Origin of the sequence: Amphritea pacifica (assembly GCF_016924145.1) — a bacterium.
In the GTDB taxonomy this organism is placed as follows: domain Bacteria; phylum Pseudomonadota; class Gammaproteobacteria; order Pseudomonadales; family Balneatricaceae; genus Amphritea; species Amphritea pacifica.
This window is the reverse complement of record NZ_JAFFZO010000030.1, coordinates 1-23,744: the sequence shown is the minus strand read 5'-3', so window position 1 is coordinate 23,744 and position 23,744 is coordinate 1. Positions and strand designations below refer to the sequence as shown.

Annotated in this window: 22 protein-coding genes and 2 tRNA genes; 13 read left to right on the top strand and 11 right to left on the bottom strand. The window is 54.0% G+C overall.

The window, feature by feature from the left end; all coding sequences use genetic code 11:
• Window positions 1-68 precede the first annotated feature (68 nt).
• Complete coding sequence (locus JW499_RS16545; protein ID WP_205211624.1) at window positions 69-2,282, top strand: heavy metal translocating P-type ATPase; 2,214 nt, start codon at window positions 69-71, stop codon at window positions 2,280-2,282.
• A 326-nt stretch (window positions 2,283-2,608) separates the two neighbouring features.
• Here the strand turns inward: JW499_RS16545 and nhaB are convergent, their stop codons facing one another.
• Entirely contained in the window at window positions 2,609-4,117 is a 1,509-nt protein-coding gene (gene nhaB / locus JW499_RS16540) for a sodium/proton antiporter NhaB (RefSeq protein WP_205211623.1), read from the bottom strand.
• A gap of 255 nt (window positions 4,118-4,372) precedes the next feature.
• Here nhaB and JW499_RS16535 point away from each other — a divergent pair, with 255 nt between their 5' ends.
• From JW499_RS16535 to JW499_RS16515, 5 genes are all read left to right on the top strand, one after another.
• The gene (locus JW499_RS16535) at window positions 4,373-5,104 is read left to right on the top strand and encodes a glutathione peroxidase (RefSeq protein ID WP_205211622.1); all 732 of its coding nucleotides are present in this window, start codon (window positions 4,373-4,375) and stop codon (window positions 5,102-5,104) included.
• A gap of 119 nt (window positions 5,105-5,223) precedes the next feature.
• Window positions 5,224-6,501, top strand: a complete 1,278-nt coding sequence (locus JW499_RS16530; RefSeq protein WP_205211621.1) for an imelysin family protein — start codon at window positions 5,224-5,226, stop codon at window positions 6,499-6,501.
• A gap of 3 nt (window positions 6,502-6,504) precedes the next feature.
• The gene (locus JW499_RS16525) at window positions 6,505-7,962 is read left to right on the top strand and encodes a di-heme oxidoreductase family protein (protein WP_205211620.1); all 1,458 of its coding nucleotides are present in this window, start codon (window positions 6,505-6,507) and stop codon (window positions 7,960-7,962) included.
• Complete coding sequence (locus tag JW499_RS16520; RefSeq protein WP_205211619.1) at window positions 7,959-9,050, top strand: imelysin family protein; 1,092 nt, start codon at window positions 7,959-7,961, stop codon at window positions 9,048-9,050. Before JW499_RS16525 ends, JW499_RS16520 begins: the two co-directional genes overlap by 4 nt.
• Complete coding sequence (locus tag JW499_RS16515) at window positions 9,040-10,152, top strand: DUF1513 domain-containing protein (protein WP_205211657.1); 1,113 nt, start codon at window positions 9,040-9,042, stop codon at window positions 10,150-10,152. Before JW499_RS16520 ends, JW499_RS16515 begins: the two co-directional genes overlap by 11 nt.
• A gap of 34 nt (window positions 10,153-10,186) precedes the next feature.
• Here JW499_RS16515 and gcvA read toward each other — a convergent pair whose 3' ends face one another.
• A complete protein-coding gene (gene gcvA, locus JW499_RS16510) occupies window positions 10,187-11,107 on the bottom strand; it encodes a transcriptional regulator GcvA (RefSeq protein ID WP_332873952.1) in 921 nt (306 codons plus the stop codon).
• A gap of 216 nt (window positions 11,108-11,323) precedes the next feature.
• On the opposite strand from gcvA, the gene JW499_RS16505 reads away from it, so the two are divergent.
• Window positions 11,324-11,521 carry an RSP_7527 family protein gene (locus JW499_RS16505; protein WP_205211617.1) on the top strand — a complete coding sequence of 66 codons (198 nt, stop codon included), beginning with the start codon at window positions 11,324-11,326 and terminating at the stop codon, window positions 11,519-11,521.
• A gap of 298 nt (window positions 11,522-11,819) precedes the next feature.
• On the opposite strand, the gene JW499_RS16500 is transcribed toward JW499_RS16505, so the two are convergent.
• The 3 genes from JW499_RS16500 to znuA form a co-directional block, all read right to left on the bottom strand.
• A tRNA-Leu gene (locus tag JW499_RS16500) sits at window positions 11,820-11,906 on the bottom strand.
• A gap of 79 nt (window positions 11,907-11,985) precedes the next feature.
• A tRNA-Leu gene (locus tag JW499_RS16495) sits at window positions 11,986-12,072 on the bottom strand.
• Between the two features lie 71 nt (window positions 12,073-12,143).
• Window positions 12,144-13,010, bottom strand: a complete 867-nt coding sequence (gene znuA, locus JW499_RS16490; protein ID WP_205211616.1) for a zinc ABC transporter substrate-binding protein ZnuA — start codon at window positions 13,008-13,010, stop codon at window positions 12,144-12,146.
• A gap of 126 nt (window positions 13,011-13,136) precedes the next feature.
• On the opposite strand from znuA, the gene JW499_RS16485 reads away from it, so the two are divergent.
• Genes JW499_RS16485 through znuB form a run of 3 tightly spaced genes read left to right on the top strand, consistent with a single transcriptional unit; the run spans window position 13,137 to window position 15,207 of the window.
• Window positions 13,137-13,631, top strand: a complete 495-nt coding sequence (locus JW499_RS16485) for a Fur family transcriptional regulator (protein ID WP_205211615.1) — start codon at window positions 13,137-13,139, stop codon at window positions 13,629-13,631.
• A complete protein-coding gene (znuC, locus tag JW499_RS16480) occupies window positions 13,628-14,416 on the top strand; it encodes a zinc ABC transporter ATP-binding protein ZnuC (RefSeq protein WP_205211614.1) in 789 nt (262 codons plus the stop codon). Before JW499_RS16485 ends, znuC begins: the two co-directional genes overlap by 4 nt.
• On the top strand, window positions 14,416-15,207 hold the full coding sequence (znuB, locus tag JW499_RS16475) for a zinc ABC transporter permease subunit ZnuB (RefSeq protein WP_205211613.1): 792 nt from the start codon (window positions 14,416-14,418) through the stop codon (window positions 15,205-15,207). The genes znuC and znuB overlap by 1 nt, the downstream gene beginning before the upstream one ends.
• 1 nt (window position 15,208) lies before the next feature.
• Here znuB and JW499_RS16470 read toward each other — a convergent pair whose 3' ends face one another.
• The gene (locus JW499_RS16470; protein ID WP_205211612.1) at window positions 15,209-16,081 is read right to left on the bottom strand and encodes a DMT family transporter; all 873 of its coding nucleotides are present in this window, start codon (window positions 16,079-16,081) and stop codon (window positions 15,209-15,211) included.
• 193 nt (window positions 16,082-16,274) lie between these two features.
• Between JW499_RS16470 and JW499_RS16465 the strand changes: the two genes are divergently transcribed.
• Window positions 16,275-17,390, top strand: coding sequence for a PQQ-dependent sugar dehydrogenase (locus JW499_RS16465; protein ID WP_205211611.1), 1,116 nt, complete (start codon window positions 16,275-16,277; stop codon window positions 17,388-17,390).
• Here JW499_RS16465 and JW499_RS16460 read toward each other — a convergent pair.
• From JW499_RS16460 to prlC, 3 genes are all read right to left on the bottom strand, one after another.
• On the bottom strand, window positions 17,387-17,974 hold the full coding sequence (locus JW499_RS16460; protein ID WP_205211610.1) for a DNA-3-methyladenine glycosylase I: 588 nt from the start codon (window positions 17,972-17,974) through the stop codon (window positions 17,387-17,389). The genes JW499_RS16465 and JW499_RS16460 overlap by 4 nt on opposite strands.
• Before the next feature lie 24 nt (window positions 17,975-17,998).
• A complete protein-coding gene (locus JW499_RS16455; protein ID WP_091354323.1) occupies window positions 17,999-18,256 on the bottom strand; it encodes a YheV family putative zinc ribbon protein in 258 nt (85 codons plus the stop codon).
• Between the two features lie 89 nt (window positions 18,257-18,345).
• Entirely contained in the window at window positions 18,346-20,379 is a 2,034-nt protein-coding gene (gene prlC, locus JW499_RS16450) for an oligopeptidase A (protein WP_205211609.1), read from the bottom strand.
• A gap of 126 nt (window positions 20,380-20,505) precedes the next feature.
• Here prlC and JW499_RS16445 point away from each other — a divergent pair, with 126 nt between their 5' ends.
• Window positions 20,506-21,048, top strand: coding sequence for a gamma carbonic anhydrase family protein (locus JW499_RS16445; protein ID WP_205211608.1), 543 nt, complete (start codon window positions 20,506-20,508; stop codon window positions 21,046-21,048).
• Window positions 21,049-21,898: 850 nt separating this feature from the next.
• On the opposite strand, the gene JW499_RS16440 is transcribed toward JW499_RS16445, so the two are convergent.
• Both JW499_RS16440 and JW499_RS23055 read right to left on the bottom strand, forming a co-directional pair.
• A complete protein-coding gene (locus JW499_RS16440; protein WP_205211607.1) occupies window positions 21,899-22,219 on the bottom strand; it encodes a hypothetical protein in 321 nt (106 codons plus the stop codon).
• Window positions 22,220-22,274: 55 nt separating this feature from the next.
• The gene (locus tag JW499_RS23055; protein ID WP_205211606.1) at window positions 22,275-22,415 is read right to left on the bottom strand and encodes an HNH endonuclease; all 141 of its coding nucleotides are present in this window, start codon (window positions 22,413-22,415) and stop codon (window positions 22,275-22,277) included.
• Window positions 22,416-23,050: 635 nt separating this feature from the next.
• On the opposite strand from JW499_RS23055, the gene JW499_RS16430 reads away from it, so the two are divergent.
• The coding region (locus JW499_RS16430) for an IS110 family RNA-guided transposase (RefSeq protein ID WP_205211605.1) at window positions 23,051-23,744 on the top strand (694 nt) is incomplete at its 3' end.

Sequence of the window (23,744 nt, the reverse complement as noted above, 5' to 3'; positions counted from 1 at the left end):
GCAGTTGACCTTACAGCGACTGGAAGCTCTAACCTGTAAATAGAAAGAACCGTTATGCGAGATGAGTCATGACTACCACACTGTTATTAGAAAACGTGACCTGCGCCGGTTGCGTCAAAAAGATTGAAAAAGGGATCAGCGCACTGCCGGATGTAGAACAGGCCTCCGTGGATTTCCCCCAGAGACGCCTCAACGTCGAGGGCAACATCAGCAGCGATCATCTGATCTCCGCCCTGTCAGAGATCGGCTACCGGGGGCGTCTGGCCAGCAATGAGGCGGAAGATCGCGCACGCCAGAAAGCCCAGCAGGCAGCACAGTACAAACAGCATATCCGCAATACACTGCTGGCACTGGGTGTGGGCATCCCGCTAATGATCGCAGGCATGATGATGGGCGATATGAGCATCCGCACATCTCAGGATCAGGTTATCTGGGGCGTGGTCGGTCTGTTAACTCTGGGGATTTTGCTGTTCCCGGGACGGCACTTTTTCAGCGGCGCGTGGAACGCGCTGAAACATGGTTCGGCCAACATGGATAGCCTGATCGCACTGGGAACCGGAGCGGCATGGCTGTTCTCCACCGCCGTGGTTCTGTTTCCAGAGATGTTACCGGAGGGGTCGCGCCATCTCTATTTTGAAGCCAGCGCGATGATTATCGGTCTGGTGAACTTCGGCCTGGCGATGGAGATCCGCGCCCGGGGCAAAACCTCTGAAGCGGTCGAGCGACTACTCAACCTGCAGCCTAAAACCGCGCGTGTAATACGCAATGAGAAGGAGGTGGAACTGCCTCTGGAACTGGTGCAAAGCGGTGACCTTCTGCGCATTCGCCCCGGCGAACAGATTCCGGTAGACGCGATTGTCGAGGAGGGCAGCAGCCTGATCGACGAGTCGATGCTCAGCGGCGAACCACTACCGGTGAGCAAAGCGGTCGGCGACAGTGTCAGCGCCGGCACCCTGAACAAGTCCGGCACCCTGATGGTTAAAGCCGAAAAAGTCGGTAGCGAAACCGCCCTCAGCCGGATCATCGAGATGGTGAAGCAGGCCCAGGCGAGTAAACCGGAGATCTCCCGGATGGCTGACACGGTCGCGGCGGTTTTTGTGCCGGTAGTCATCCTCTGCAGTATTGTAACCGCACTGATCTGGTATCTGGTCGGCCCTGAACCTCAACTGGCGTATATGCTGGTCACCGCCATGACCGTGCTGATTATCGCCTGTCCCTGCGCGCTCGGCCTGGCAACACCGATGTCAGTGATGGTGGGGGTGGGTAAAGCCGCAGAATACGGTATTCTGATCCGCAACGGCCAGGCACTGCAAAGCGCCTCTCAACTGGAGACTCTGGTACTGGATAAAACCGGCACCATTACCGAAGGCTCACCCCAGGTAACCGACCTGTCCGGCTCCCATCCGCAACTGCTGCAGTTAGCGGCATCACTGGAAGCGGTCTCAGAACACCCGCTGGCAGAAGCCATTGTCCGTCATGCTCAGGCGCAAAACATCAGTCTTAGTCCGGTGACAAACTTTCAGGCTCATAGTGGACGAGGGGCCTCAGGCCTGGTTGAGGGCATCGCCGTCACGCTGGGGAACAGCGCCTGGATGGAGGAGCAGAATATCGACTTCTCCACCTTCGAAAACCAGGCGCAGACGCTGGCAGAGCAGGCGAAAACCCCGGTGTATATTGCCTTTGATGGCCAGGTAGCCGGTTTAATCGCCATTGCTGACCCGATCCGCAAGGACTCTATCGCGGCTATCAGCCGACTGAAACAGATGGGCATAACCGTCGTGATGATCACCGGCGATAACCCTCATACCGCCGCGGCAGTGGCTCAGCAGGTGGCTGTGGATAACTTTATTGCCGGAGTGATGCCCGAAGATAAAGCGAAAGAGATTGAGAAGCTACAGCAGCGGGGCGATCACGTTGCCATGTGCGGTGACGGCATCAACGACGCACCGGCACTGGCCCGGGCCGATGTTGGTTTCGCTATTGGTAACGGTACCGATGTGGCAATTGAAAGCGCTGATATGGTACTGATCCGCAACAGCCTGCACTCAGTCGCCGATGCGATTGAACTGTCACGGGCGACCCTGAGCAATATCCGTCAGAACCTGTTTGGAGCCTTTATCTACAACACACTGGGGATTCCGGTGGCGGCAGGTATTCTGTTCCCCTTTACCGGCCTGTTACTCAGCCCGGTGATTGCCGGTGCTGCGATGGCGTTTTCATCGGTCACCGTGGTCAGTAATGCTAACCGGCTGCGCCTGTTTAAGCCTTCATCGGCTAAATAACCAGGCGGCCTCAGGCAAAACCGCAAAGAGCAGGGTTTTCAGGTTTATTTCAGCTCGCTGTTCAATACTGGGGCTATCAATATCGGAGGATAGCCCCATGTGCAGCTCGCCCAAAACCAGCCACAAAAAGCTTAGCAGTACCACCCTCAGACGAACACAGCTTAACAGCCGAGAGCAGAGCGATTTTGCCACCAAAGCCAATCTGGCCTGGGAACTCAGGGAGCTTCGCCGTCAACAGCGCAAGGCGCTTACAACGGCATCGACGAAAGAACCGATAGCAGCCACAGAACAGTCATCGGCACTACAACGACTTTGGCACATGCTGTTCAGATCAGATACCACACCGACAACAAACCGGTCCCACTCAGCACAATAGTGTAGGGCAGCGCCATGATCACCATGCGCATATAAGACAAGCGGATCAACGGCGCAATCGCTGAGGTCAGCAGAAACAGAAACGCCGCCTGACCGTTGGGGGTAGCGACACTCGGCAGGTTAGTACCGGTATTGATAGCGATCGCCAGGGTATCAAAGTGCTCGCGACTGATGCGCCCGGCTTCAAAAGCACTGGCCACCTCGTTGATATACACCGTGGCGACAAACACATTATCACTGATGGCCGATAACAGCCCGTTAGCGATAAAGAACATCACCGGCTGACTGCGAAGATCCTGCGCCAGCACCGCCTCAATCACCGGCGTAAACAGGTGCTGATCATGAATCACCGAGACGATGGTAAAAAACACCACCAGCAGCGCGGTAAACGGCAACGCTTCTTCAAATGCCCGGCCAATGCGATGCTCCTCAGTGACACCGTTGAGACTGGTCAGCAGAATAATCACCGTGAGACCGATCACGCCGACCTCCGCCAGGTGAAAGGCCAGCGCCAGAATCAGAAACAGCGCCACGGCAAACTGAATATACAGCTCAGATTTTTCCTTAAATCCCCAACTGACCTGCTCCTGCTCATCGAACTCCCTGAGAATTTCAAAGACCGGCTGCGGAATCCGTGCGCCATAACCAAACCAGCCGGTCTTCTCCAGCACCACCGTGGTTAACAGGCCACAGATCAGAACCGGCATTGAGACCGGAGCGACATTGATGAAAAATTCAATAAAGTGCCAGCCCATCTTTTCACCGATCAGCAGGTTCTGTGGTTCACCGACCAGAGTACTCACCCCCCCCAGCGCAGTTCCTACCGCGCCATGCATCAGCAGACTACGCAGAAAAGCACGGAACTCATCCAGCTCCATGCGATGGTCCTCATGCAGGTTATCATCGTTGGAGTGATCGTGATCCATATCCGGATGGCTACCGGACACCACCCGGTGATAGATCGCATAAAACCCGACCGCCGAGCTGATCAGCACCGCGGTCACCGTCAAGGCATCCAGAAACGCTGACAGCACCGCCCCCATCAGCGTAAACAGCAGCGACAGTGCGGTCTTATTACGTACATTCAGCAAGAGCTTGGTGAACACAAACAGCAGCATCCCTTTCATGAAGTAGATCCCGGCCACCATGAACATCAGTAGCAGAATCACCGGCAGATTAGCGGCAATCTCATCATACACATGGCTGGGCTCTGACAGATGGATAATCACCGCTTCCATCGCCAGCAGCCCGCCCGGTTGCAGCGGATAACATTTCAGCGCCATCGCCAGGGTAAAGATAAACTCAAAGATCAGCAACCAGCCGCTGACGACCGGGCCTAACAACAGATCAATCAGAGGGTTAGCAATCAGAAAAGCCAGTATTAGCTGCTTATACCAACTGGGGGAGTGCCCCAGAAAGTTGCTGTAAACAGCCTGCATAAAAGGACGGAAGTTGCTCATTAACCTATTCCGGAAAGGTGGATATCACAGCTTGCGCTAAGCAAGGCTCACTTTAATTTATGCACCGATCTTAAACCAGCATCTCGATCAATCACTATGACCAAAAACAGCAGAATGCTCAGATGAGTGAAAAAAGACAAACGCTTCAATTAGCGAATAGCTATCAATACATTAAAATTAATTAATTTTATTAACCTTATGTATTTTGACATTATCTCTCTATCGAATCACTACTACTTTTCAGGAATACACAGAATGCTTACTAACAGAGAAGGTCAGAAAGTTCCTCAGGTCACGTTTCACACTCAGCAAAATAATCAGTGGGTGGATGTCACCACCAGTGAACTGTTCGCCGGTAAGAAAGTGGTTGTTTTTGCTCTGCCGGGAGCCTTTACACCCATCTGCTCAACCACCCATCTGCCCCGTTATAACGAGCTGGCCCCGGTTTTTGCGAAGGAGGGAGTTGACAGCATCATCTGCATCTCGGTTAACGATACCTTTGTCATGAACGCCTGGCAGGGCGATCAGGCGGCTGAAAATATTACGTTTATCCCGGACGGCAATGGTGAGTTCGCGGCGGGTATGGAGATGCTGGTCGATAAAGATGATATCGGCTTTGGCAAACGCAGCTGGCGCTACTCTATGCTGGTGGTGGATGGCGTGATCGAAAAGCAGTTTATCGAGCCGGATCTGCCGGGCGATCCGTTCCAGGTCTCCGATGCCGATACCATGCTGAACTACATCAACCCAACCGCTGAACAGCCCAAACGGGTCAGCATACTGACCAAACCAGGCTGCCCACACTGTATCCGGGCGAAGAAACTGTTACAGGAGCGGGGTTTCAGCTACGAAGAGGTGGAACTGGGCAGTCACGGTCTGAGCTACAGCTCACTCGCCGCAATCAGTGGTCAGGGCACTACGCCGCAGGTGTTTATCGATGGTCAGCGCATCGGTGGCGCAGACGACCTGGAACGTTACTTCGCTTAGCACAGCAACGGGAGCCGGCCAGAACCGGCTCCCGCGTTAAGTGCATTAGCACAAACCTTATTGCGAATCATTCTTGTTTGTATTACCATCTCCTGAATTCTACTTCCAGGAGCCTCTCTATGCGCGTCAAATCCATTGTTTCTGCAGCCGTTCTGGCCGCCACCTTTAGCTGCTCCACAACATTCGCCGCAGCGCCGACAACCTCACAGGTCATTACCACCTATGCCGATATCGCCCTGGCAACCTATGAAGATGCCCTCACTGGAGCGAGAAATCTGCAGGCCAGTATCGATGCGCTGCTGCAACATCCGGACGCAACTACCCTCGCACAGGCTCGCGCTGCCTGGAAAGCAGCCCGGGTTCCCTACCAGCAATCAGAAGCCTACCGTTTTGGCAACCCTATCGTTGATGACTGGGAGGGACGGGTTAATTCATGGCCACTGGATGAGGGCCTGATCGACTATGTTGACAGCACTTATTATGGCGACGCTTCAGACGAAAATACCCAATACCGCGCCAATGTGATTGCCAACACATCCCTGCGGGTCGGTGGCACACAGATCGATGCCACTGACATCACTCCTGAACTGCTGGCAAACACGCTGCATGAGATCGATGGCATAGAAGCCAATGTCGCCACCGGATACCACGCGATAGAGTTTCTTCTTTGGGGTCAGGATCTGAACGGAACCAACCCGGGCGCAGGCAACCGTCCGGCATCCGATTACAGTCTGGAACACTGCACCGGCGGACACTGTGAGCGGCGCCGGGACTACCTGCAGGCGGCGACTCAGCTGTTGATAGCCGATCTGCAGGAGATGGTGGATAACTGGAAAGCCCGGGGGACTGCCCGGCAACAACTGCTGAAGAAGGATGATAACGCCGCTATTGCCACCATTCTGACCGGCATGGGCAGCCTGGCCTATGGCGAGCTGGCAGGCGAGCGGACCAAGCTGGGGCTGATGCTGCACGACCCGGAAGAGGAGCATGACTGCTTCTCTGACAACACCCACTGGTCCCATTATTACGATGCCAAAGGGATCCGTAATGTGTATCAGGGCAGCTATACCCGGATCGACGGTTCAACGGTTGAAGGCCCCGGTTTATCTGCCTATGTTGCCGCTCAGGCAGCCGCCGCCGATGCAAATATGCAGGCTAAGCTACAGGCCACCGAAGAGGCCGCTCAGGCGATGGTGGATCGCGCCGTTCAGGGCGAGACCTTCGATGTGTTGATCGGCGTGGGCAACACCGCAGGAAACCAACTGGTACAGAATTTTGTTGATGCCCTCACCGAAGAGACCCGTGCCATCGAAGAGATTATCGGTCAGCTGAAGCTGGACCAGGTTCAGCTGGAAGGCTCGGATAGCCTGGATAACCCGGCACAGGTTCTGGAGTAAACGATGATCTGCAGAGATTTTTCACTGCCCCTCTTAGTGGCGGCAGTCCTCATGACGACAGCGGCATCCGCGGCACAGGACTATAGCCAGCCTCAGCCGGGAGAAGCGCTCCCCGGTGGCAGTACCACGCACCATAAGCAGCGCAATACCGATGCGTTCTCCCAAAGCTCGGCCAATATGAGCTTCGAGAACGAGCTGAATTTTAAGCTGGGTAACGGCATCTTCAAGAAGATATGGGTACCGGCCCCCTCTTCGACCACCGCCAGCGATGGTCTCGGGCCGCTGTACAATGCCCGGGCCTGTCAGCGTTGCCATCTGAAAGATGGCCGGGGCCACCCTCCGGAAGCCAACTGGCCTGAGGATAACGCCGTATCAATGTTCCTGCGCCTGAGTATTCCCCCCCAGAACGATGCTCAGCGACAACTGCTTGAGAGCGGCAAAGTGGGTGTCATTCCTGAACCCACTTACGGCGGTCAGTTGCAGGATCTGGCGATTAACGGGCTGGCCGGAGAAGGGCGGATGGTGATCAGCTATCGCGAAACCACCGTCACCCTGGCCGATGGCTCTCAGGTACAGCTGCGCAAGCCGGACTACAGTATTACCGAACTCAGCTACGGTCCACTGCACCCCCAGACGCTGCTCTCTCCCCGTATCGCCCCGCCGATGATCGGGCTGGGCCTGCTGGAAGCCTTACCCGCAACCGCTATCGAAGCACTGTCGGATCCGGAGGACCGTGATAATGATGGCATCTCCGGGCGCCCTAACCGGGTCTGGAACAGCTTCACCCAACAGCAGGAGCTGGGCCGGTTTGGCTGGAAAGCAGGTAACCCGACCCTGATCCAGCAGGCAGTGGGCGCGTTCAATGGCGACATGGGGATCTCAACCCCCTTTGCTCCCTCAGCGTCCGGCGATTGTACCGCACAGCAGTTGGACTGCCTGAAACAGCCCAATGGTAACACCCCGCAACAGGATAATGCTGAAGCCTCTGAAGAGATGGTGAAACTGGTCGAGTTTTACAGTCGCAATCTGGCGCCTCCCGCCCGCCCCGATGCTGCCAGACCGCAGGTGTTAAAAGGCAAAGCGGTATTTCACCAGAGTGGCTGTGCCGCCTGTCACCAGCCCAGTTTCACAACCGCTAGCCGCGCCGATATGCCGGAGCAGTCAGCGCAGCTGATCTGGCCCTACAGCGATCTGCTGCTGCACGATATGGGCGAGGGGCTGGCCGATAACCGGCCGGAATTCCTGGCCAGCGGCAGTGAATGGCGAACCCCGCCACTGTGGGGAATAGGGCTGACCCAGACCGTCAACGGACACACCTACTTCCTCCACGACGGCAGAGCCCGGAACCTGCTTGAAGCGGTTTTGTGGCATGGCGGCGAAGCACAGGCCTCCCGTGACCATGTTATCAATCTGCCAACCGCTGAGCGGGCCGCCTTACTAACATTTCTGGAGTCACTATGAAGTCAGCACCTAGCCCTCTGTGGCCGCTGCTGCTGGGTATATCCCTGCTGTTCACGGCGGTCGGCATCGTTCATGCAGCGCCGTCGCAGCAGCAGTGGAAAACCCTTAATCACAGTCTGGTAGAGGAACACATACTCCCCCGCTACCAGGCATTGCAGAACAGCACTACCCAGCTGTCAGCCAGCACAGCAGCCCTGTGCCAGCAACCAGATCAGGACGGGTTTGACCAGGTACAAAAGGATTTTCAGCAGACCATGGATGCCTGGCAGGCGGTGCAACATATCCAGTTCGGCCCGATTGAAACCCTGATGCGCAACTTCAGCATGCAGTTCTGGCCTGACCGGAAAAACCTCATCGGTAAACAGCTCAGCCTGCTGTTGCAACAACAGGATCCGCAAACCCTGTCGATCGATTATCTCTACAAAGCCAGTATCGGGGTCAAAGGATTGCCGGCACTGGAGCGTCTGCTGTTCAGCGGCACCCTGGCGGACTTTGAAAACCATAGCTACCGGTGCCAGCTAACGCAGACTATCGCGGCTTATATTGCCGAAAACAGCCACGCCACACTGGCCGAATGGCGCGATGACTATCGTCATTCAATAGCCACAGCGGGCAGTGAAGAGAGCTACTATGAAAACCACCAGGAGGCCGCAGTGGATATGATGAAGTCACTGATTGAGCCCCTTGAAGCGATCCGTGACCAGAAAATTCTCCGCCCACTGAACGGCGGTGAACAGGTTCGGCCCCATCGCCTGGAATCCTGGCGCAGCCAGCGCTCCCTGCGCAATATACAGCTCAATATAGCCAGTCTCAGTGAGCTCTATTCCGGCACCAGCCACAGTGTCGACACGCTGTTAAGGGAGCAGGGCAGAGCGGCTCAGGCAGACAATATCAGCACGCTGTTCACCACGCTTGAGCGGCAACTCAGGGCAGTGCAGGCCCCACTCGTCATCAGCCTGAATCAACCCGATACGGTCAGCCAGCTGCTGCAGCTCAGTGACTCTCTGCAACTGCTTGACCGTGAGCTCAGCGCTGAAATGATAACACTGGATATTCAACTGGGGTTTAACAGCCGTGATGGAGATTAACCGCCGCCGCTTCTGTCAGTTGCTGGGTAGCGCGATATTACTGCCGCGCCTGGCTCTGGCTGAAGCGGCCACGGCAAACGCGACAGCGATGTTTGCCGCCGCCGCCAAAGGCAGAGACGGACACTACCACCTGTACCTGATCGGCCAGCAGGGAGAGCTGATGCTGGATCATATACTACCGGCGCGGGCACACCATACCGAGGTACACCCGCAGCTGCCGCTACTGGCCTGCATCGCACGACGTCCCGGCACTTTTATCGATATTGTCGATTACCAGCAGCAGCGACTGGTTAAACGCATTATCGCGGACCGTGGACGACACTTTTTTGGTCATGGCATCTTCTCGGATGACGGGCGCTGGCTGATCACCACCGAAAATGAGATCAACAGCGGGCAGGGCAGAGTGGTTATCCGGGCCATGGCGCAAGACTACGCCATCATTGCGGACTACCCCAGCTATGGGATCGGGCCCCACGAACTGGTTCAGCAACCCGGCAGCGCAGTGCTCACCGTGGCCAATGGCGGTATTCTTACCCACCCGGACCACGGCAGGGAGAAACTTAATCTGGATAGCATGCAGCCCTCCCTGGTACGTCTGGATCTGCGCAGCGGCAACCGCCTGGAGCAGCAGCAACTGCCTGCTGCACAGCATCAGTTAAGCATCCGCCATATTGATACCAACCACCAGGGCACCACCGTTATTGCGTTGCAGTATCAGGGGGCCCCCGGACACAACCTGCCACTGGTGGGGGTTCACCGGCCCGGCGAAGCACTTCAGCTGCTGCGCGCTCCGGATCCGGTTAATCTGGCGATGAAAGACTACTGCGGTAGTGCCCGCTGCGATCACAGCGGCCGCTTCGCTGCGGTATCCGCCCCCCGCGGGGGGCTGATCACATTCTGGGACCTGCAGAAAAACCAGTTCATCTCCTCGATCCGCAGTCGCGACGGGTGCGGCCTGGCAGCAACAGACAGCCCTGCCGAGTTTATTATCAGCGCCGGCACTGGCCGCTGTGTTCGCTACAATCTCGAGCACGGCACCACAGAGAGACTGCCGCTGGGGTTTACAGCTGCCTGGGATAACCATCTGACAGCGCTGCTTTAACGGCAGCGCCGACGGTGCACAGTCCGTTTTCAGATCAGCCAGAGGCTGGTTCTTCCTGATCAGGCAGCCCCATCACCTGCAACAACCACTCACGAAAGATTCGCATGCCATACGTCAGTTGACGATCTTTCGGATAAACCAGATAGAACGCCTTCCCCGTCAGCAGCTCCGCTTCCACCGGAACCACCAGTTGCCCATACTGCAACTCCCGACTGATCAGTGACTTGTCCGACAGGGCGATCCCCAGCCCCTCCAGCGCGGCCCCCAGGGCCAGCTGAGTGCTGGAAAATGACAGTCCCTTTTCCTCACCGGTCATTGAAATTCCGGCCTTTTGCAGTAAACGCTGCCACTCATTACGACGGCTGGTGACATGAATCAGCGTCTGCTTTCTCAGGTCCGCCAGTGTTTCTATATGATGCTCTTCCAGCTTGCGCGGACTACACACCGGCACCACCACCGAACGGTGCACCAGCCGTACCTCAATATCATCATCGTCCGGCGGATCGCCGAAATAGACCGCCATATCCAGATCGGAATGATCGAAGTCGATGCGGTTCACCGACCCGGTACTCAGTCGCAGTTCCACATCGGGATAGAGTGCCTGAAAATCTTTAATCCTTGGCATTAACCAGCGGCTCAGGAAGGCGGGCGGGGCTTCAAAGGTTAACGAGCTGGTATTGGGCGCAGAGATCAGACGACGGGTGGCCGCATCCAGCTCATCCAGGGCGTGCCCCACCGCGACCAGATATTTTTCCCCGGCCACGGTGATCTGCACCTGTCTTTTTTCACGATGAAAAAGTTTAAGCCCCAGATACTCTTCAAGGGATTTAATCTGATGACTCACCGCAGACGGAGTGACATACAGTTCCTCTGCTGCTTTGTTGAAGCTGCCCAGTCGGGCAGCCGATTCGAAACTGCGCAGAGCGTTCAAAGGGGGTAAGCGTCTGATACACACCTCAATAAGTGAATTTATTTCACACTTAAGCTGAAAATCTGTCGTTTGTTTTATAAGCAGTGCGACCTTAGTATAACCATCAACGAAACAATGATCCAACCGCAACGCACTGTAGATAATAGCTTAATCTGAAAAGCTCCGGAAAAGCTCCTTAAATCCAGTCCGGTTGATTCATTTAACGATATGACAGTTTAATGAATTATTTTGGTGCATAGCATGAACACAAATGAGCATGGTATTAAAGTTGATGAGTTTGGTATGGTTGATACCGCTTACTATGTAAGACAGGGTCAACTGGCACGTAACGAATATTTTGCTCAGCAGCTGACAGCGCTGGGCCACTGGCTGAAAAATCTGACCAAGAAACGCCAGCGTAAAAGTTTTAACAGCACTCGTTCATTCGGGACCGTATAGGTCTAAACGAGACTCCTTGGGCCACTTTTTAGTGGCCTTTTTTTTGCCCTGAGTTTTTCCTTGCCGGTTACAGCCCTCCCAGTTACACCGATGACCGGGATACACAGCCGGATACACAGCCGGACACCCTGCGATGCCACTTAGTGAGCTTAAAGTCGATACCTAAAACACACGCGAGCGACATCACGAGACAAAAACCGCATAAAAATGCTTATAACAGAGAGCTGAAGTCTGGATTGTAAGAAATATGAATCATTCAGGGGAAACAGGACAGCGATAAAACCGGAGAAAATAAAGTTGGTGCAGATGGGGAGACTCGAACTCCCACGCCCGTGAAGGCACTAGCACCTGAAGCTAGCGTGTCTACCAATTCCACCACATCTGCGTATCAACTTTTACGTTTAGGAGCGTCCCCCTGCTATGAAAATAGCGTTTTCTTTCGAAGCTCAACCGCCATTAGCGATTGGTGCAGATGGGGAGACTCGAACTCCCACGCCCGTGAAGGCACTAGCACCTGAAGCTAGCGTGTCTACCAATTCCACCACATCTGCTCCGAAAGAGGAGCGCATTATAAAGACGACCTTTTCATTTGTGAAGTGTCCGCCACTACTTTTTTTCGTTTTTATTCACCGGAGAGACAATTAGTGAAACTCTCGGCCAGTGATTGCAGATAATTGCTGTATCCGTCAGGGCCCACATCGATGGCAACTGCAAGGGGATCAAGCCGTCCAACCCGGATATCCAGACCACGAATCAGACTGTCCACAACCGGGGCTTTGAACTGAGGCTCAACAAACACACAGCGGGCCTGGTTAGTTTCCAGCGCTGTGCGTATTTCACTCAGCCGCCGGGCACCCGGCTTGCGTCCCGGATCAACGGTAAAATAGCCCAACTGATTCAACTGATAATGGGTAACGAAGCTGCCAAAAGCATCGTGAAACACATAAAAACCGGTATCACCCACCGCTTTCAACTGTTGCTGTAACTGTTGATCGGTCACTGCAAGCCGGGCAGCAAAGTCATTATAGGCCTGCTCATAAAGCGCCGCATTCTCCGGATAGCGGTCCACCAGCCGGTCTTTAATCAGATCAGCAGCCGCCAGCGCCCGCTCAGGCGCCATCCAGAAATGGGGATCGCTGCCGCCATGGTCATGATCATGGTGAGTGTCCGCTTCAGTGTCAGCGGTTTGCGCCTCTGCGTGATGGTGCGCCTCTCCCCCTTCAAGCAGCGCCAGGGCAGGGTGCTCCAGCTGACTCACCGTCTTCGTCAGAAACAACTCAAGCTCCGGCCCGCCCCAGATAAACAGATCCGCATCGTGCATCTGCGCAATCGAAGAGGGTTTAAGGGAGTAATGATGGGGCGAACTGCCCGGCGGCAGCAGCACACCGATCTGCGCCAGACCGCCAAGCATATCCTGTGCAATCAGTTGAATTGGCTTGATACTGGCCAGTACCCGGACCTGCCCGGCATTAGCGGTCTGCAGGCTCATGGCACAGAAACTGAGCAAAAAAAGAACAAATGTTGCGGGTATTCTGGAAAACATCGAAGGAAGCCACTGTTAATTGAAGTGCCGTAAAGTTATAATATAACAATTAATATATCAACCGGTTTTATTATGGCTCCTGAATCCGTCAGCAATATCGCCCACCAGCCCGATCATGACCACAGCCGCTGCATTAAAACGGCCTTGCAGCAAGCACAAACACTGTGTCAGACCAACGGTCAGCGGCTCACCAAAATCCGCGAGCTGGTGCTTAAACTTATCTGGCAAAGTCATAAACCGCTGGGCGCGTATGATCTGCTGCCCGCCATTGCCAAAGCAGGATTTAACTCGGCACCACCAACCGTCTACCGGGCACTGGACTTCCTGCAGGAGCAGGGGCTGGTACACCGGCTGGCCACCCTGAATGCCTTTATCGGTTGCAGCCACCCGGACCATAACCACTCAGGCTATTTCCTCATCTGTCAGAGTTGTGGCACTACCGCTGAACTGGAGTCCAGCGAGCTGCACGACAGCATACAAAGCGTCGCCAGCGATGCCGGATTCTCGGTGGATCAGGAAAGTATCGAAATTCTGGGGCGCTGCCCCAACTGTCAGGAGCAGCTATGAACCCGGCAAACCTGGTCGAGATATCCGGTCTGAGCGTCAGCTTTGGTAACAACACCGTTATTGACAATATCTCCATGGCCCTGAAGCAGGGTGAAATTACCACTCTGATCGGTCCCAACGGGGCTGGCAAAACCACCCTGGTGAAAGCGGTTCTGGGGCTTCTGACACCCACTGAAGGGGTTATTCAACGGTCAGCCACACTGCGTATCGGCTATATGCCGCAAAAGCTGCACATCGATACCACCTTTCCCCTGACAGTGGAACGGTTTCTGAAAACTGCAGCCTTTGCCAGTACAGCAGACCGGCACCAGGCGCTCCAGTCGGTGCGCGCCGAAAACCTGCTGAAGCAATCGGTCCACAGCTTATCGGGTGGGGAGATGCAGCGGGTTCTGCTGGCACGCGCCCTGCTGCGAAAGCCTGAGCTGCTGGTACTGGATGAACCGGCCCAGGGGGTGGATATCAATGGTCAGACCGAGCTGTATAAACTGATCGCCAGCATCCGGGATAAATACAACTGCGCGGTACTGATGATCTCTCACGATCTGCATCTGGTGATGGCGGCCACCGATCAGGTGATCTGTCTGAATCATCATATCTGTTGCTCCGGCCATCCCGAGCAGGTCAGTACAGACCCATCCTATATTGAACTGTTTGGCATACCCGGCGCAGAAGATCTTGCGCTGTATAGCCATCACCACAACCACCGCCATGATAATCATGGCGATATCCTGCCACTGCCTGACAAACAGGAAAGCGACCACACCGCGTGCGGAGGACACCACTGATGCCTGAATTTCTGCTACTGGCCCTGCTCGGTGGTATCGGCGTAGCACTGGTGGCCGGTCCACTGGGCTCCTTTGTCGTCTGGCGGAGGATGGCATATTTTGGTGACACCCTGGCCCATTCAGCGTTGCTGGGGATAGCCGTCGGCGTGCTGTTCGATATCAATTTCAACCTGGCGGTGGTGAGCTGCTGCGTCATCCTCGCGCTGATCCTGGTCAGCCTGCAACGACAGCGTCTGGTGGCCACCGATACCCTGCTCGGAATTATGGCCCACAGCAGCCTGTCGCTGGGTCTGGTAGCCGTTGCCCTGCTGGATGACGTCAGGGTCGACCTGATGGAGTACCTGTTTGGTGATCTGCTGGCGATCACGCCCGCCGATCTGTTCTGGATCTACGGCGGCGGAGGCATCGTCATGCTACTGATCTGGAAACTCTGGAATCCACTGCTGGCCGTCACCATCAATGAGGAACTGGCACAGGTAGAGGGCGTACCGGTGGCCCGGATACGACTGGCACTAATGCTGCTGATTGGCGTGGTGATCGCTATCGCCATGAAAGTGGTCGGTATTCTGCTGATCACTTCGTTGCTCATCATTCCCGCCGCCAGCGCCCGCCGGCTGGCAAACTCGCCAGAGCAGATGGCGGTGATTGCCAGCTTTCTGGGGGTTATCGCGGTACTTCTCGGACTATTTGCTTCGATGCAGTTTGATACTCCCGCCGGCCCCTCGGTGGTGGTTGCTGCGCTGCTTCAGTTCCTGCTGCTGTACAGCCTGCCTTTCCGCAAGGTCGCCTGACTCAGCGTTTCCAGAGCACATTCACCAATGCGCCGGAGACAATCAGTCCACCACCGATGAGGGTCCAGAGTGAGGGGAGTTCGCTGAAGATAAACCAGCCCAGCAGAATCGAAAAAACCACCTGGATATAGGAAAAGGCGGTCGCTTTACTGGCCGCCTCATGCTGCATCGCCTTGGTTAACCCCACCTGACCGACTTGCGTAAAGACCCCCACCAGAATCAGCAACATCAGGGCATAACCATCCGGAGCCACCAGTTCACCACCCGACAACAGGATAGCGGCTGGCAGCGCGATCAGCGGAAAATAGAGAATGATCACCGAACTGTCTTCGGTCTGACTCAGCCGTCTGACAATCACATAGGCAACTGCACTGCCAAACGCCCCCAGCAACGCCATCATAATGCTAAACAGCGGCAAATCGATCTCGGCAGCAAAGAAAAGATCCGGTTTCACCATCACCACCAGCCCGGTAATACTCAGCACGATACAGACCATGGTGGAAAACTGGACCCGCTCACCCAGCAACAAAAAGGCCAGCAGTGCGGTAAAGACCGGATGCATATACTGCAGAATAGTCGCCTCAGCCAGCGGCAGAGTGGTGACGGAGTAGTAGACACAGACCAGCGCAGCCGCGCCGACAATACCCCGGGCACTGAGCAGCAACTTATTGTGCCCCCAGACCGGAATCCGTTTACGCCTGACGTCAGCATAACTGATGATCAGGGACACCAGCGCCCGGGCGATGACGATCTCCATCAGTGGAATACCATACTGACTGACTGTTTTAACCGTGGCCCCCATCAGCGCAAAGCCCATCGATGAGAGCAGCATAAAGCGTAATCCCAGCGGGATGTTCTGTATCCGTTGCAGCATAATATTTATCGTAATAAGCGTATTCGTCGTAAAAAGCGGCGTGTCGTCATGAAAGAGATCGGATCGCTTAAGATAGCTCCAGGCAGACGCAGGCAGGTGCAGACCAGCAGATCATCAGCTATGTTTGACAGAGTTTAACCGATTCCGGTTACGCTGGCATGAATATCAACACTACTCACGACCGAAGCCTGTTATGAAACGGATAAACCTGATACTTGCAGCACTACTGAGTCTGCCACAAACCACCCTGGCAGAGCCATCTCTGGCATCGCTGAGACTCCCGAAGGGCTACCACATAACCATAGTCGCTGAAGCAGCGAACGCACGGCAGATGACACTGGGTGAGCCGGGCACCCTGTTTGTCGGCAGCCGTCGGGAGGGCAGGGTATACCGCCTCAAGGATGAAAACCGCGATGGTATCTATGAACAACGGGATGTGCTGTTACAAGGGCTGAATATGCCCACTGGCATCGCCTGGCGTGATGGCGATCTCTATATCGCGGCAGTGGACCGTATTCTCAAAGTTGCCAGCGCCGATAGTGTCAGAACACAAGCTGCCCAGGTTCAGCTGATCACCGACCAGTTGCCCAATATCTCTCACCACGGTTGGAAATACCTTAAATTCGGTCCCGACGGCGATCTCTACTTTAATCTCGGCGCCCCCTGCAATATCTGCCTCAGTGAAGATCCCCGCTTTGCCTCAATCATGAAACTCAATCTGCAAACGGGTCAACAAGCAGTGGTGGCCCAGGGTGTACGCAACTCTGTTGGCTTTACCTGGCACCCACTGACCGGTGAACTCTGGTTTACCGATAATGGTCGGGATAATCTGGGGGATGATCGTCCCGATGATGAACTTAACCGGCTGACACAGCCGGGCCAGCACTTTGGCTATCCCTTTGTACATGCCGGGAATATTGCCGACCCGGAACTTTATCAGGGTCAGCCGTTCAGCGACTTCCAGCCACCCATGCTCAAGCTGGGAGCGCATGTTGCCCCGCTGGGACTGACGTTCTATACCGGACAACAGTTTCCAGACAGCAATAACAACAGTCTGTTTATCGCCGAGCACGGCTCCTGGAACCGTTCCAGCAAAGTGGGCTATCGGGTGATACGGGTGGACACCTCAACGACGCCCGTCACTTACAAAGTCTTCATTGAGGGATGGCTTCAGGGGAAGAGCGCCTGGGGCAGGCCGGTGGATATTGTCACCGACCGGGACGGCAGCCTGCTGATCTCCGATGACCGGGCAGGGCTGATCTATCGGGTCACTTATCGGGCTGGTTATCAGAGTCGCAACCGGGATTAAAGCACGAAAGACTCACCCAGCTCGCGGCAGGGCTGATAACGAAGACAGTCCACCTCATGATCATTCACCATACCGGTAGCCTGCATAAAGGCATAACAGATAGTCGGGCCAACAAAGGTCATTCCCGCTTTTTTCAGCGCTTTACTCATCGCCTGTGACTCAACCGTTTCAGCCGGAACCTCACGGAGGCTTTGCCAGCCATTCTGTATCGGCCTACCCTCAACAAACTGCCAGATATAGTTGGCAAAACTGCCATGCTGCGCCGCCAGATCAAGGAAGATATTGGCAGCTTTGACGGAGGCATTCACTTTCAGGCGATTACGGACAATGCCGGGATCCTGCAGCATCTGCTCAATTTTCTCAGGGGTAAAAGCGGCAACCGTCGCCGGATCAAAGCCCTCATACAGACGGCTATAGCCGTCACGCTTTTGCAGTATTGTGCGCCAGCTCAGGCCCGCCTGGGCGCCTTCCAGAATCAGATATTCAAACAGTTGCTGATCATTGGTCTGGGGCACACCCCAGACCTCATCATGGTACTGTTGTTCAAGCCCGGTAGCCGTTGCCCAGGCACAGCGATGACACATAGAGATTCCTCAGATGAGGTGGGGTTAATGTTTTGTCGAGCCGGGATTAGCCACAAAGTTCAGTGGTTGCGCCGGTTCAAGTTCCACTTTGCCACCCCGGTTAACCCGGGTATCCAGCTCGCCTTCCGGCTGATCAGAACCGTCCAGCGCCATCGAATCACTGAAATCGCAGCGCACACATTCGCGGTACTCCCGACTCTCATCCCGGTACATTTTCAGGGTATCCATCTCGCCACAGCGGGGGCACACTGCTCCGGCGATAAACCGCTTAACAATTGTCATAACTTTTTCAACCGTTGACGTTAAAAACAGGCAAAGAGACCAGAGCCTCAGTGCCTGCAGAATTATACCCCAGAAATGTGCCTGTTGGCCTAGGCAGTAATACCGGAATGACGCAGCAGCGCTTCAACGCTGGGCTCACGCCCCCGGAAAGCAACAAACAACTCCATCGGCTCTTTGGAACCGCCCATCTCGAGAATATTCTCACGGAAGGAGCGGCCGGTGTCGGTATTGAATACGCCCTCCTCTTCAAAGCGAGAGAAGGCATCGGCAGAGAGCACCTCAGCCCACTTATAGCTGTAATACCCTGCCGCATAGCCGCCGGCAAAAATATGGCTGAAGCTGTGCTGAAAGCGATTAAACGCTGGCGGCTTGATCACCGCCACCTCTTTGCGAATCCGGTCCAGCACCGCCTGAACATTGGTGCTGCCGGGTTTATATTCCCGGTGCAACTGAAAATCGAACAGCGACAATTCCAACTGGCGCACCATCATCATGCCGGACTGGAAGTTTTTTGCCGCCTGCATCTTTTCCAGCAGTTCCAGAGGCAGGGTTTCGCCAGTTTCGTAATGGCCCGAGATCAGCGCCAGCGCGTCCGCTTCATAACACCAGTTTTCCAGGAACTGGCTGGGCAACTCCACCGCATCCCAGGCGACCCCGTTGATACCGCTGACATCTGCATACTCAATCTTCGTCAGCATATGATGCAGACCATGACCAAACTCGTGGAACAGTGTCGTCACTTCGTTATGGGTCAGCAGCGCCGGCTTATCGCCAAGTGGCGGGTTAAAGTTACACACCAGATAGGCAACCGGCAGCTGCAACACGCCATTATTTATACGCCGCACCCGACAGTCGTCCATCCAGGCACCGCCGCGTTTTTTCGCCCGGGCATAGGGGTCGAGGAAGAAGCGGGCGATCAGTTCACCATCCCGGCTGACATTGAACAGCCGGGCATCCTTATGCCAGCGATCAAACTCAGCAACCTCTTCGATCTCAATCGAAAACAGTTTGCCGGTGATTTTGAACATCCCATCAAGGACTTTAGTCATCGGAAAGTAGGGGCGCAGCTCCTCCTGCGAGATCGCATAACGGGCCTGCTTCAGCTTCTCACTGTAATAGGAGATATCCCAGGACTGCAGCTCCGGCTCACTGAACTCTTCCAGCGCAAAGTCCTGCAGCTCCTGATACTCTTTCTCTGCCTGGGGGCGGCTCATGCCCGCCAGATCATTAAGGAAGCTCACCACCTGTTCAGGGGTTTCTGCCATCTTGGTCGCCAGACTGTAAGCAGCATAGTTTTCAAAACCCAGCAGCTGTGCCAGTTCAGCCCGCAACGTCAGGATCTCAGTCATGATGGCGCTGTTGTCCCACTGACCGGCGTGCGGTCCCTGATCGGAAGCCCGGGTGGCAAACGCCTCATAAAGCTCACGGCGCAACTCGCGGTTATCCGCATAGGTGATCACCGCAAAATAGGAAGGGAAGTCCAGCGTCACCAGCCAGCCCTCTTCACCTTTCGCATGGGCCAGCTGCTTAGCTGCAGCCAACGCGCTCTGAGGCAATCCGGCCAGTTCCGCTTCATCGGTGATCAGCTTGCTCCAGCCATCGGTGGCATCCATCACATTTTCAGAAAACTTCGTGGTCAGCTCTGAAAGCTTCTGCTGCAGTTCGCCATAGCGCTTTTTATCTGCATCAGCCAGGGCGATACCCGACAGGCGGAAATCCCGCAGGGTATTATCGATAACCTTGCGCTGAGTCTCATCAAGGCCATTGTATACCTCGCTGTTGGCGAGTTTTTCATAAGCCTCAAACAGCCCCTGATGCTGGCCCATCTCGGTCCAGAACTGCGACAGTTTCGGCAGACAAGCGTTATAAGCGTCACGCATCGCATCACTGTTAACCACCGAGTTCATATGGGAAACCGGCGACCAGGCCTTCGCCAGACGGTCGTGGCTCTGCTCCAGTGGCACCACCAGATTATCCCAGTCAGGCGTCTCATTGCCATCCAGCACTTTCTCAACCACAGCGCGACACTCGGCCAGCAACTGGTCAATGGCTGGTTCGACCTGTTCAGGTTTAATTTCAGAAAAGGGGGGCAGCAGATGGTCTTGTAGCAATGGATTAGACATGAAAACTCCTGAACCGGGATATAAATAACGATACTATTTACTAAATGGGGTAACCCCGTACTGTTTTCAATCGCTTGACAGAGTTTATTATAGACTCTTCAACAAAGTATCAGACCAGGAAACGATATGACCATCCGCAGCTATCAGGGCATCACACCAAAACTGGGCAACGCAACCTTTATCGACCCCACCGCCGTGGTCATCGGCGATGTGGAACTGGGCGATGATGTCTCGGTGTGGCCATTAACGGTGATCCGCGGCGATATGCACCGTATCCGCATCGGCAACCGCACCAGCGTTCAGGATGGCTCGGTATTGCATATCACCCATGCAGGCCCCTTCAACCCCGACGGCTTCCCGCTAACCATCGGCGATGACGTCACCATCGGCCACCAGGCGATGCTGCACGGCTGCACCCTCGGCAGCCGTATACTCGTCGGTATGGGCGCAATGGTGATGGATGGTGCGGTGGTAGAAAACGATGTCATCATCGGTGCCGGCAGTCTGGTGCCTCCGGGGAAAACCCTGAAAAGCGGCCATCTGTACGTCGGCCGCCCGGTCAAAGAGGTTAGGGCGCTCACGGAAAAAGAGATGGAGTTCTTTACCTATACCGCGGGGAATTATGTGAAGTTGAAGGACAAGCACATAGCCGAAGACTACGGCGAGTAGCTATAAAAGTGGCTAGAAAATTACCGAAAAGCAAAAAGCCCGGCAGTGATGCTGGGCTTTTTGGGTTATGGGTAACTGCGATAGAGAACAATACTGTAGGAGGCGCGCCCTCGCGGCGATTATACAGCCCTCCGATATAGCCTTTGGTACGGTGGTAATTCCACCGGAAAATAAATCTGTCCTCTTTATTGGGGGTATATAATGTTACACATCTCGCCAATCGGGAATTTATTTTCGGGGCGATTCCAGCGCTTCAGAAATGCGGTCATTCCCTATGGCCTATACAGTTCTCTGTGTACGCTTCACCTGATTTGTTCGCGGGGTCATCGACCATCTATGGGCGATAGGAAAGAGTTCACGATCCCCCCGCTCCGCCTCCGGCGCAACACTCGATACCGGCTGCTGGTTAGGCTTTGCCGGGCAAGGACTTCCACCTCGCAAGACGCACCAAGCTTCGCTTGGCTCTCTAACATATTAATTAAACCGGTGACAGTATAGAAAAGGGACAAAAGGGACGGATTTATTTTTAAGCAGAAGAAAGCTGAAACTAGATGCTAACTGAAAGATGGCAGCAAGGGCTGTTCTAAGCCCTTGCAATGCGGTTGCAATAGCATTGCACCTCACTTTAATTAGTGTCTGGTTTTATGTGAGATATGCAGATTAAATGCTGTCCAAAACTATACGACTACTTATCCAAGATTATGCGGCGCGTTACACGTCCAGAACCCAATACAAACGCTCGCCCAAAAACTTCATGAAAAATCCGGGCTAGTGCTATTATCAAAATTAAAACTTTCTTAATTACTTTCAAAACCTATTCCTTGGTGATCGCCTGATTAATAGCTGTTGATCAATCGTCATCGACGTCGTAACCCAATTCTTTCCGCTGTCTTTTGATCATCTCTTCTTCAGTTTCAAAGAGTTTCCACTTTCGATTTTTTCTCTTAGCTGTGCTGTACCCCTCATAGATCAGTGCTAACCAACCAATTAGAAAAAGAAGTAGTGTTGGTGGAAAAACTACGAAAACAATCAGCATAATGATCGTTGGCAATGACAGCATGAATGCAACAAAGACAATGCTAACGGTAGATAGAGCTTTAACAATCCAGAAAAGGACAAACAGGACAAGAGCTAGAATCAAAAAGCTCCAAATAACAATTTCAGTGTTCAATCGCTTCTCCCTGCCGTTAAAAAACACTCATTGATCAAATTATCACTTTAGTAAGTTAAATCCTACTTTTCAGTTGCTTTCTGCGTTCTTCAGCTGTCTTGGTGTTGTGGCATGCATGGCAGAGGGACTGTAGATTCTCTGGGTCGAGTCTCTTGCACTTATCTCCGTCAGCATTTAAATAGCATCTGCCGTGCAAGGGCTGTAGAGGAGCGAGATAAACGAAATCATGAAATTACCATATGGCCTGAAGGGGGTCGTAATCACGTGAAAACCCTAGGTAGCATCGCACTACCTGAGCAGAAAAGGGGACAGATTTATTTTTTATCGCTTAAATAGCTTAGTGAATAAATCAGCCTCTTCTCTTTCGAGCAAGTCACGCTTTTTGTGACGTTCGAGCGGCGAGCTACGGCTTTTAAGCTTGTTTGAACTGGGTGATCTCGACATCTTGCCCATCTGGAAATTTCGCATGGATTTCGAGCGTTCCGCCCAGGGCTTCAACGTAGGACGCCAGTGTGCTGACCAGTGTATCAGGGCGCTTTTCAATTTGAGAGACATTAGGTTGGGCTATACCCAGATTAAAGGGGTCAAAGCCCTTTAATCTGTCTATATTTAGCCTTAAAACTCATTTAAATCAAAGGATTACAGGAATATTTATCGCCGTTCTTTCTTTGCTTTTTCGAGCCACGAGCAACGCTTTTCCTCGCCACTAGCAAGTCACGAAGTGACGTCTAGCAAGCGCGAAGCGCGTTCTAGATAATTGGACTCCCCTCGCCCCTGAACAGGATGCGAGGTACGCTGACAGTTCTCACACAACCAACTGGAGTCCGTAATATGAACATTAGCATTGCTGGCGTTGATTTGGCAAAAAAGGTCATTCAGATTTGCGTTGTTAAACGCAATACCGTGCTCTCAAATAAAGAGATGACACCTAGCCAGTTTGAAGAATGGTTAGCCAAGTCAAAACCCATGACCGTTGTCTTTGAGGCCTGTGCAACCTCTAATTATTGGAAACAGACTGCTGAGAAGCATGGACACGAAGCTAAGCTCATTTCTGCCAAGCTCGTTTCGAATATCCGCCAAACGCAGAAGACTGATGCCAATGATGCACTGGCAATCGTTCAGGCCAGTCAGCTCGTGGATGTTCAATTTATCAGCGGCAAGTCCGTCGCTCAACAAGAGCTCCAATCTCTATTAAGAATGCGTGAATTAGCCGTTAAACAGAAAGTTGCCCTACAGAATCAGGTTCGCGCACTCCTTGCTGAATTTAATATTCACGGATCGTCTGCCAAAGGTAGAGGCGGCTTGAGCGGTGCCGTTCAACGTACATTAGAAGATGCCGACAATGGCTTTAGTATGCCCTTTAGAGATGCGCTTCATGCCACCTGGCAAGCCTGTCTTCTAACGATTAATCGTATTAAAGCCTACGATGAGTGTTTGGCTCAAGCAGTAAAACTACACCCTGATTGTGAGCGTCTGATGGCATTGGAAGGCGTCTCCGTTATCAATGCCATTAACTTATATGTTC

Excerpts from the sequence above, each read along its gene's own strand:
- JW499_RS16545 (WP_205211624.1), top strand. The coding sequence starts at position 69 with ATGACTACCACACTGTTATTAGAAAACGTGACCTGCGCCGGTTGCGTC.
- nhaB (WP_205211623.1), bottom strand. The coding sequence starts at position 4,117 with ATGAGCAACTTCCGTCCTTTTATGCAGGCTGTTTACAGCAACTTTCTG.
- JW499_RS16535 (WP_205211622.1), top strand. The coding sequence starts at position 4,373 with ATGCTTACTAACAGAGAAGGTCAGAAAGTTCCTCAGGTCACGTTTCAC.
- JW499_RS16530 (WP_205211621.1), top strand. The coding sequence starts at position 5,224 with ATGCGCGTCAAATCCATTGTTTCTGCAGCCGTTCTGGCCGCCACCTTT.
- JW499_RS16525 (WP_205211620.1), top strand. The coding sequence starts at position 6,505 with ATGATCTGCAGAGATTTTTCACTGCCCCTCTTAGTGGCGGCAGTCCTC.
- JW499_RS16520 (WP_205211619.1), top strand. The coding sequence starts at position 7,959 with ATGAAGTCAGCACCTAGCCCTCTGTGGCCGCTGCTGCTGGGTATATCC.
- JW499_RS16515 (WP_205211657.1), top strand. The coding sequence starts at position 9,040 with ATGGAGATTAACCGCCGCCGCTTCTGTCAGTTGCTGGGTAGCGCGATA.
- JW499_RS16505 (WP_205211617.1), top strand. The coding sequence starts at position 11,324 with ATGAACACAAATGAGCATGGTATTAAAGTTGATGAGTTTGGTATGGTT.
- znuA (WP_205211616.1), bottom strand. The coding sequence starts at position 13,010 with ATGAGCCTGCAGACCGCTAATGCCGGGCAGGTCCGGGTACTGGCCAGT.
- JW499_RS16485 (WP_205211615.1), top strand. The coding sequence starts at position 13,137 with ATGGCTCCTGAATCCGTCAGCAATATCGCCCACCAGCCCGATCATGAC.
- znuC (WP_205211614.1), top strand. The coding sequence starts at position 13,628 with ATGAACCCGGCAAACCTGGTCGAGATATCCGGTCTGAGCGTCAGCTTT.
- znuB (WP_205211613.1), top strand. The coding sequence starts at position 14,416 with ATGCCTGAATTTCTGCTACTGGCCCTGCTCGGTGGTATCGGCGTAGCA.
- JW499_RS16470 (WP_205211612.1), bottom strand. The coding sequence starts at position 16,081 with ATGCTGCAACGGATACAGAACATCCCGCTGGGATTACGCTTTATGCTG.
- JW499_RS16465 (WP_205211611.1), top strand. The coding sequence starts at position 16,275 with ATGAAACGGATAAACCTGATACTTGCAGCACTACTGAGTCTGCCACAA.
- JW499_RS16460 (WP_205211610.1), bottom strand. The coding sequence starts at position 17,974 with ATGTGTCATCGCTGTGCCTGGGCAACGGCTACCGGGCTTGAACAACAG.
- JW499_RS16455 (WP_091354323.1), bottom strand. The coding sequence starts at position 18,256 with ATGACAATTGTTAAGCGGTTTATCGCCGGAGCAGTGTGCCCCCGCTGT.
- prlC (WP_205211609.1), bottom strand. The coding sequence starts at position 20,379 with ATGTCTAATCCATTGCTACAAGACCATCTGCTGCCCCCCTTTTCTGAA.
- JW499_RS16445 (WP_205211608.1), top strand. The coding sequence starts at position 20,506 with ATGACCATCCGCAGCTATCAGGGCATCACACCAAAACTGGGCAACGCA.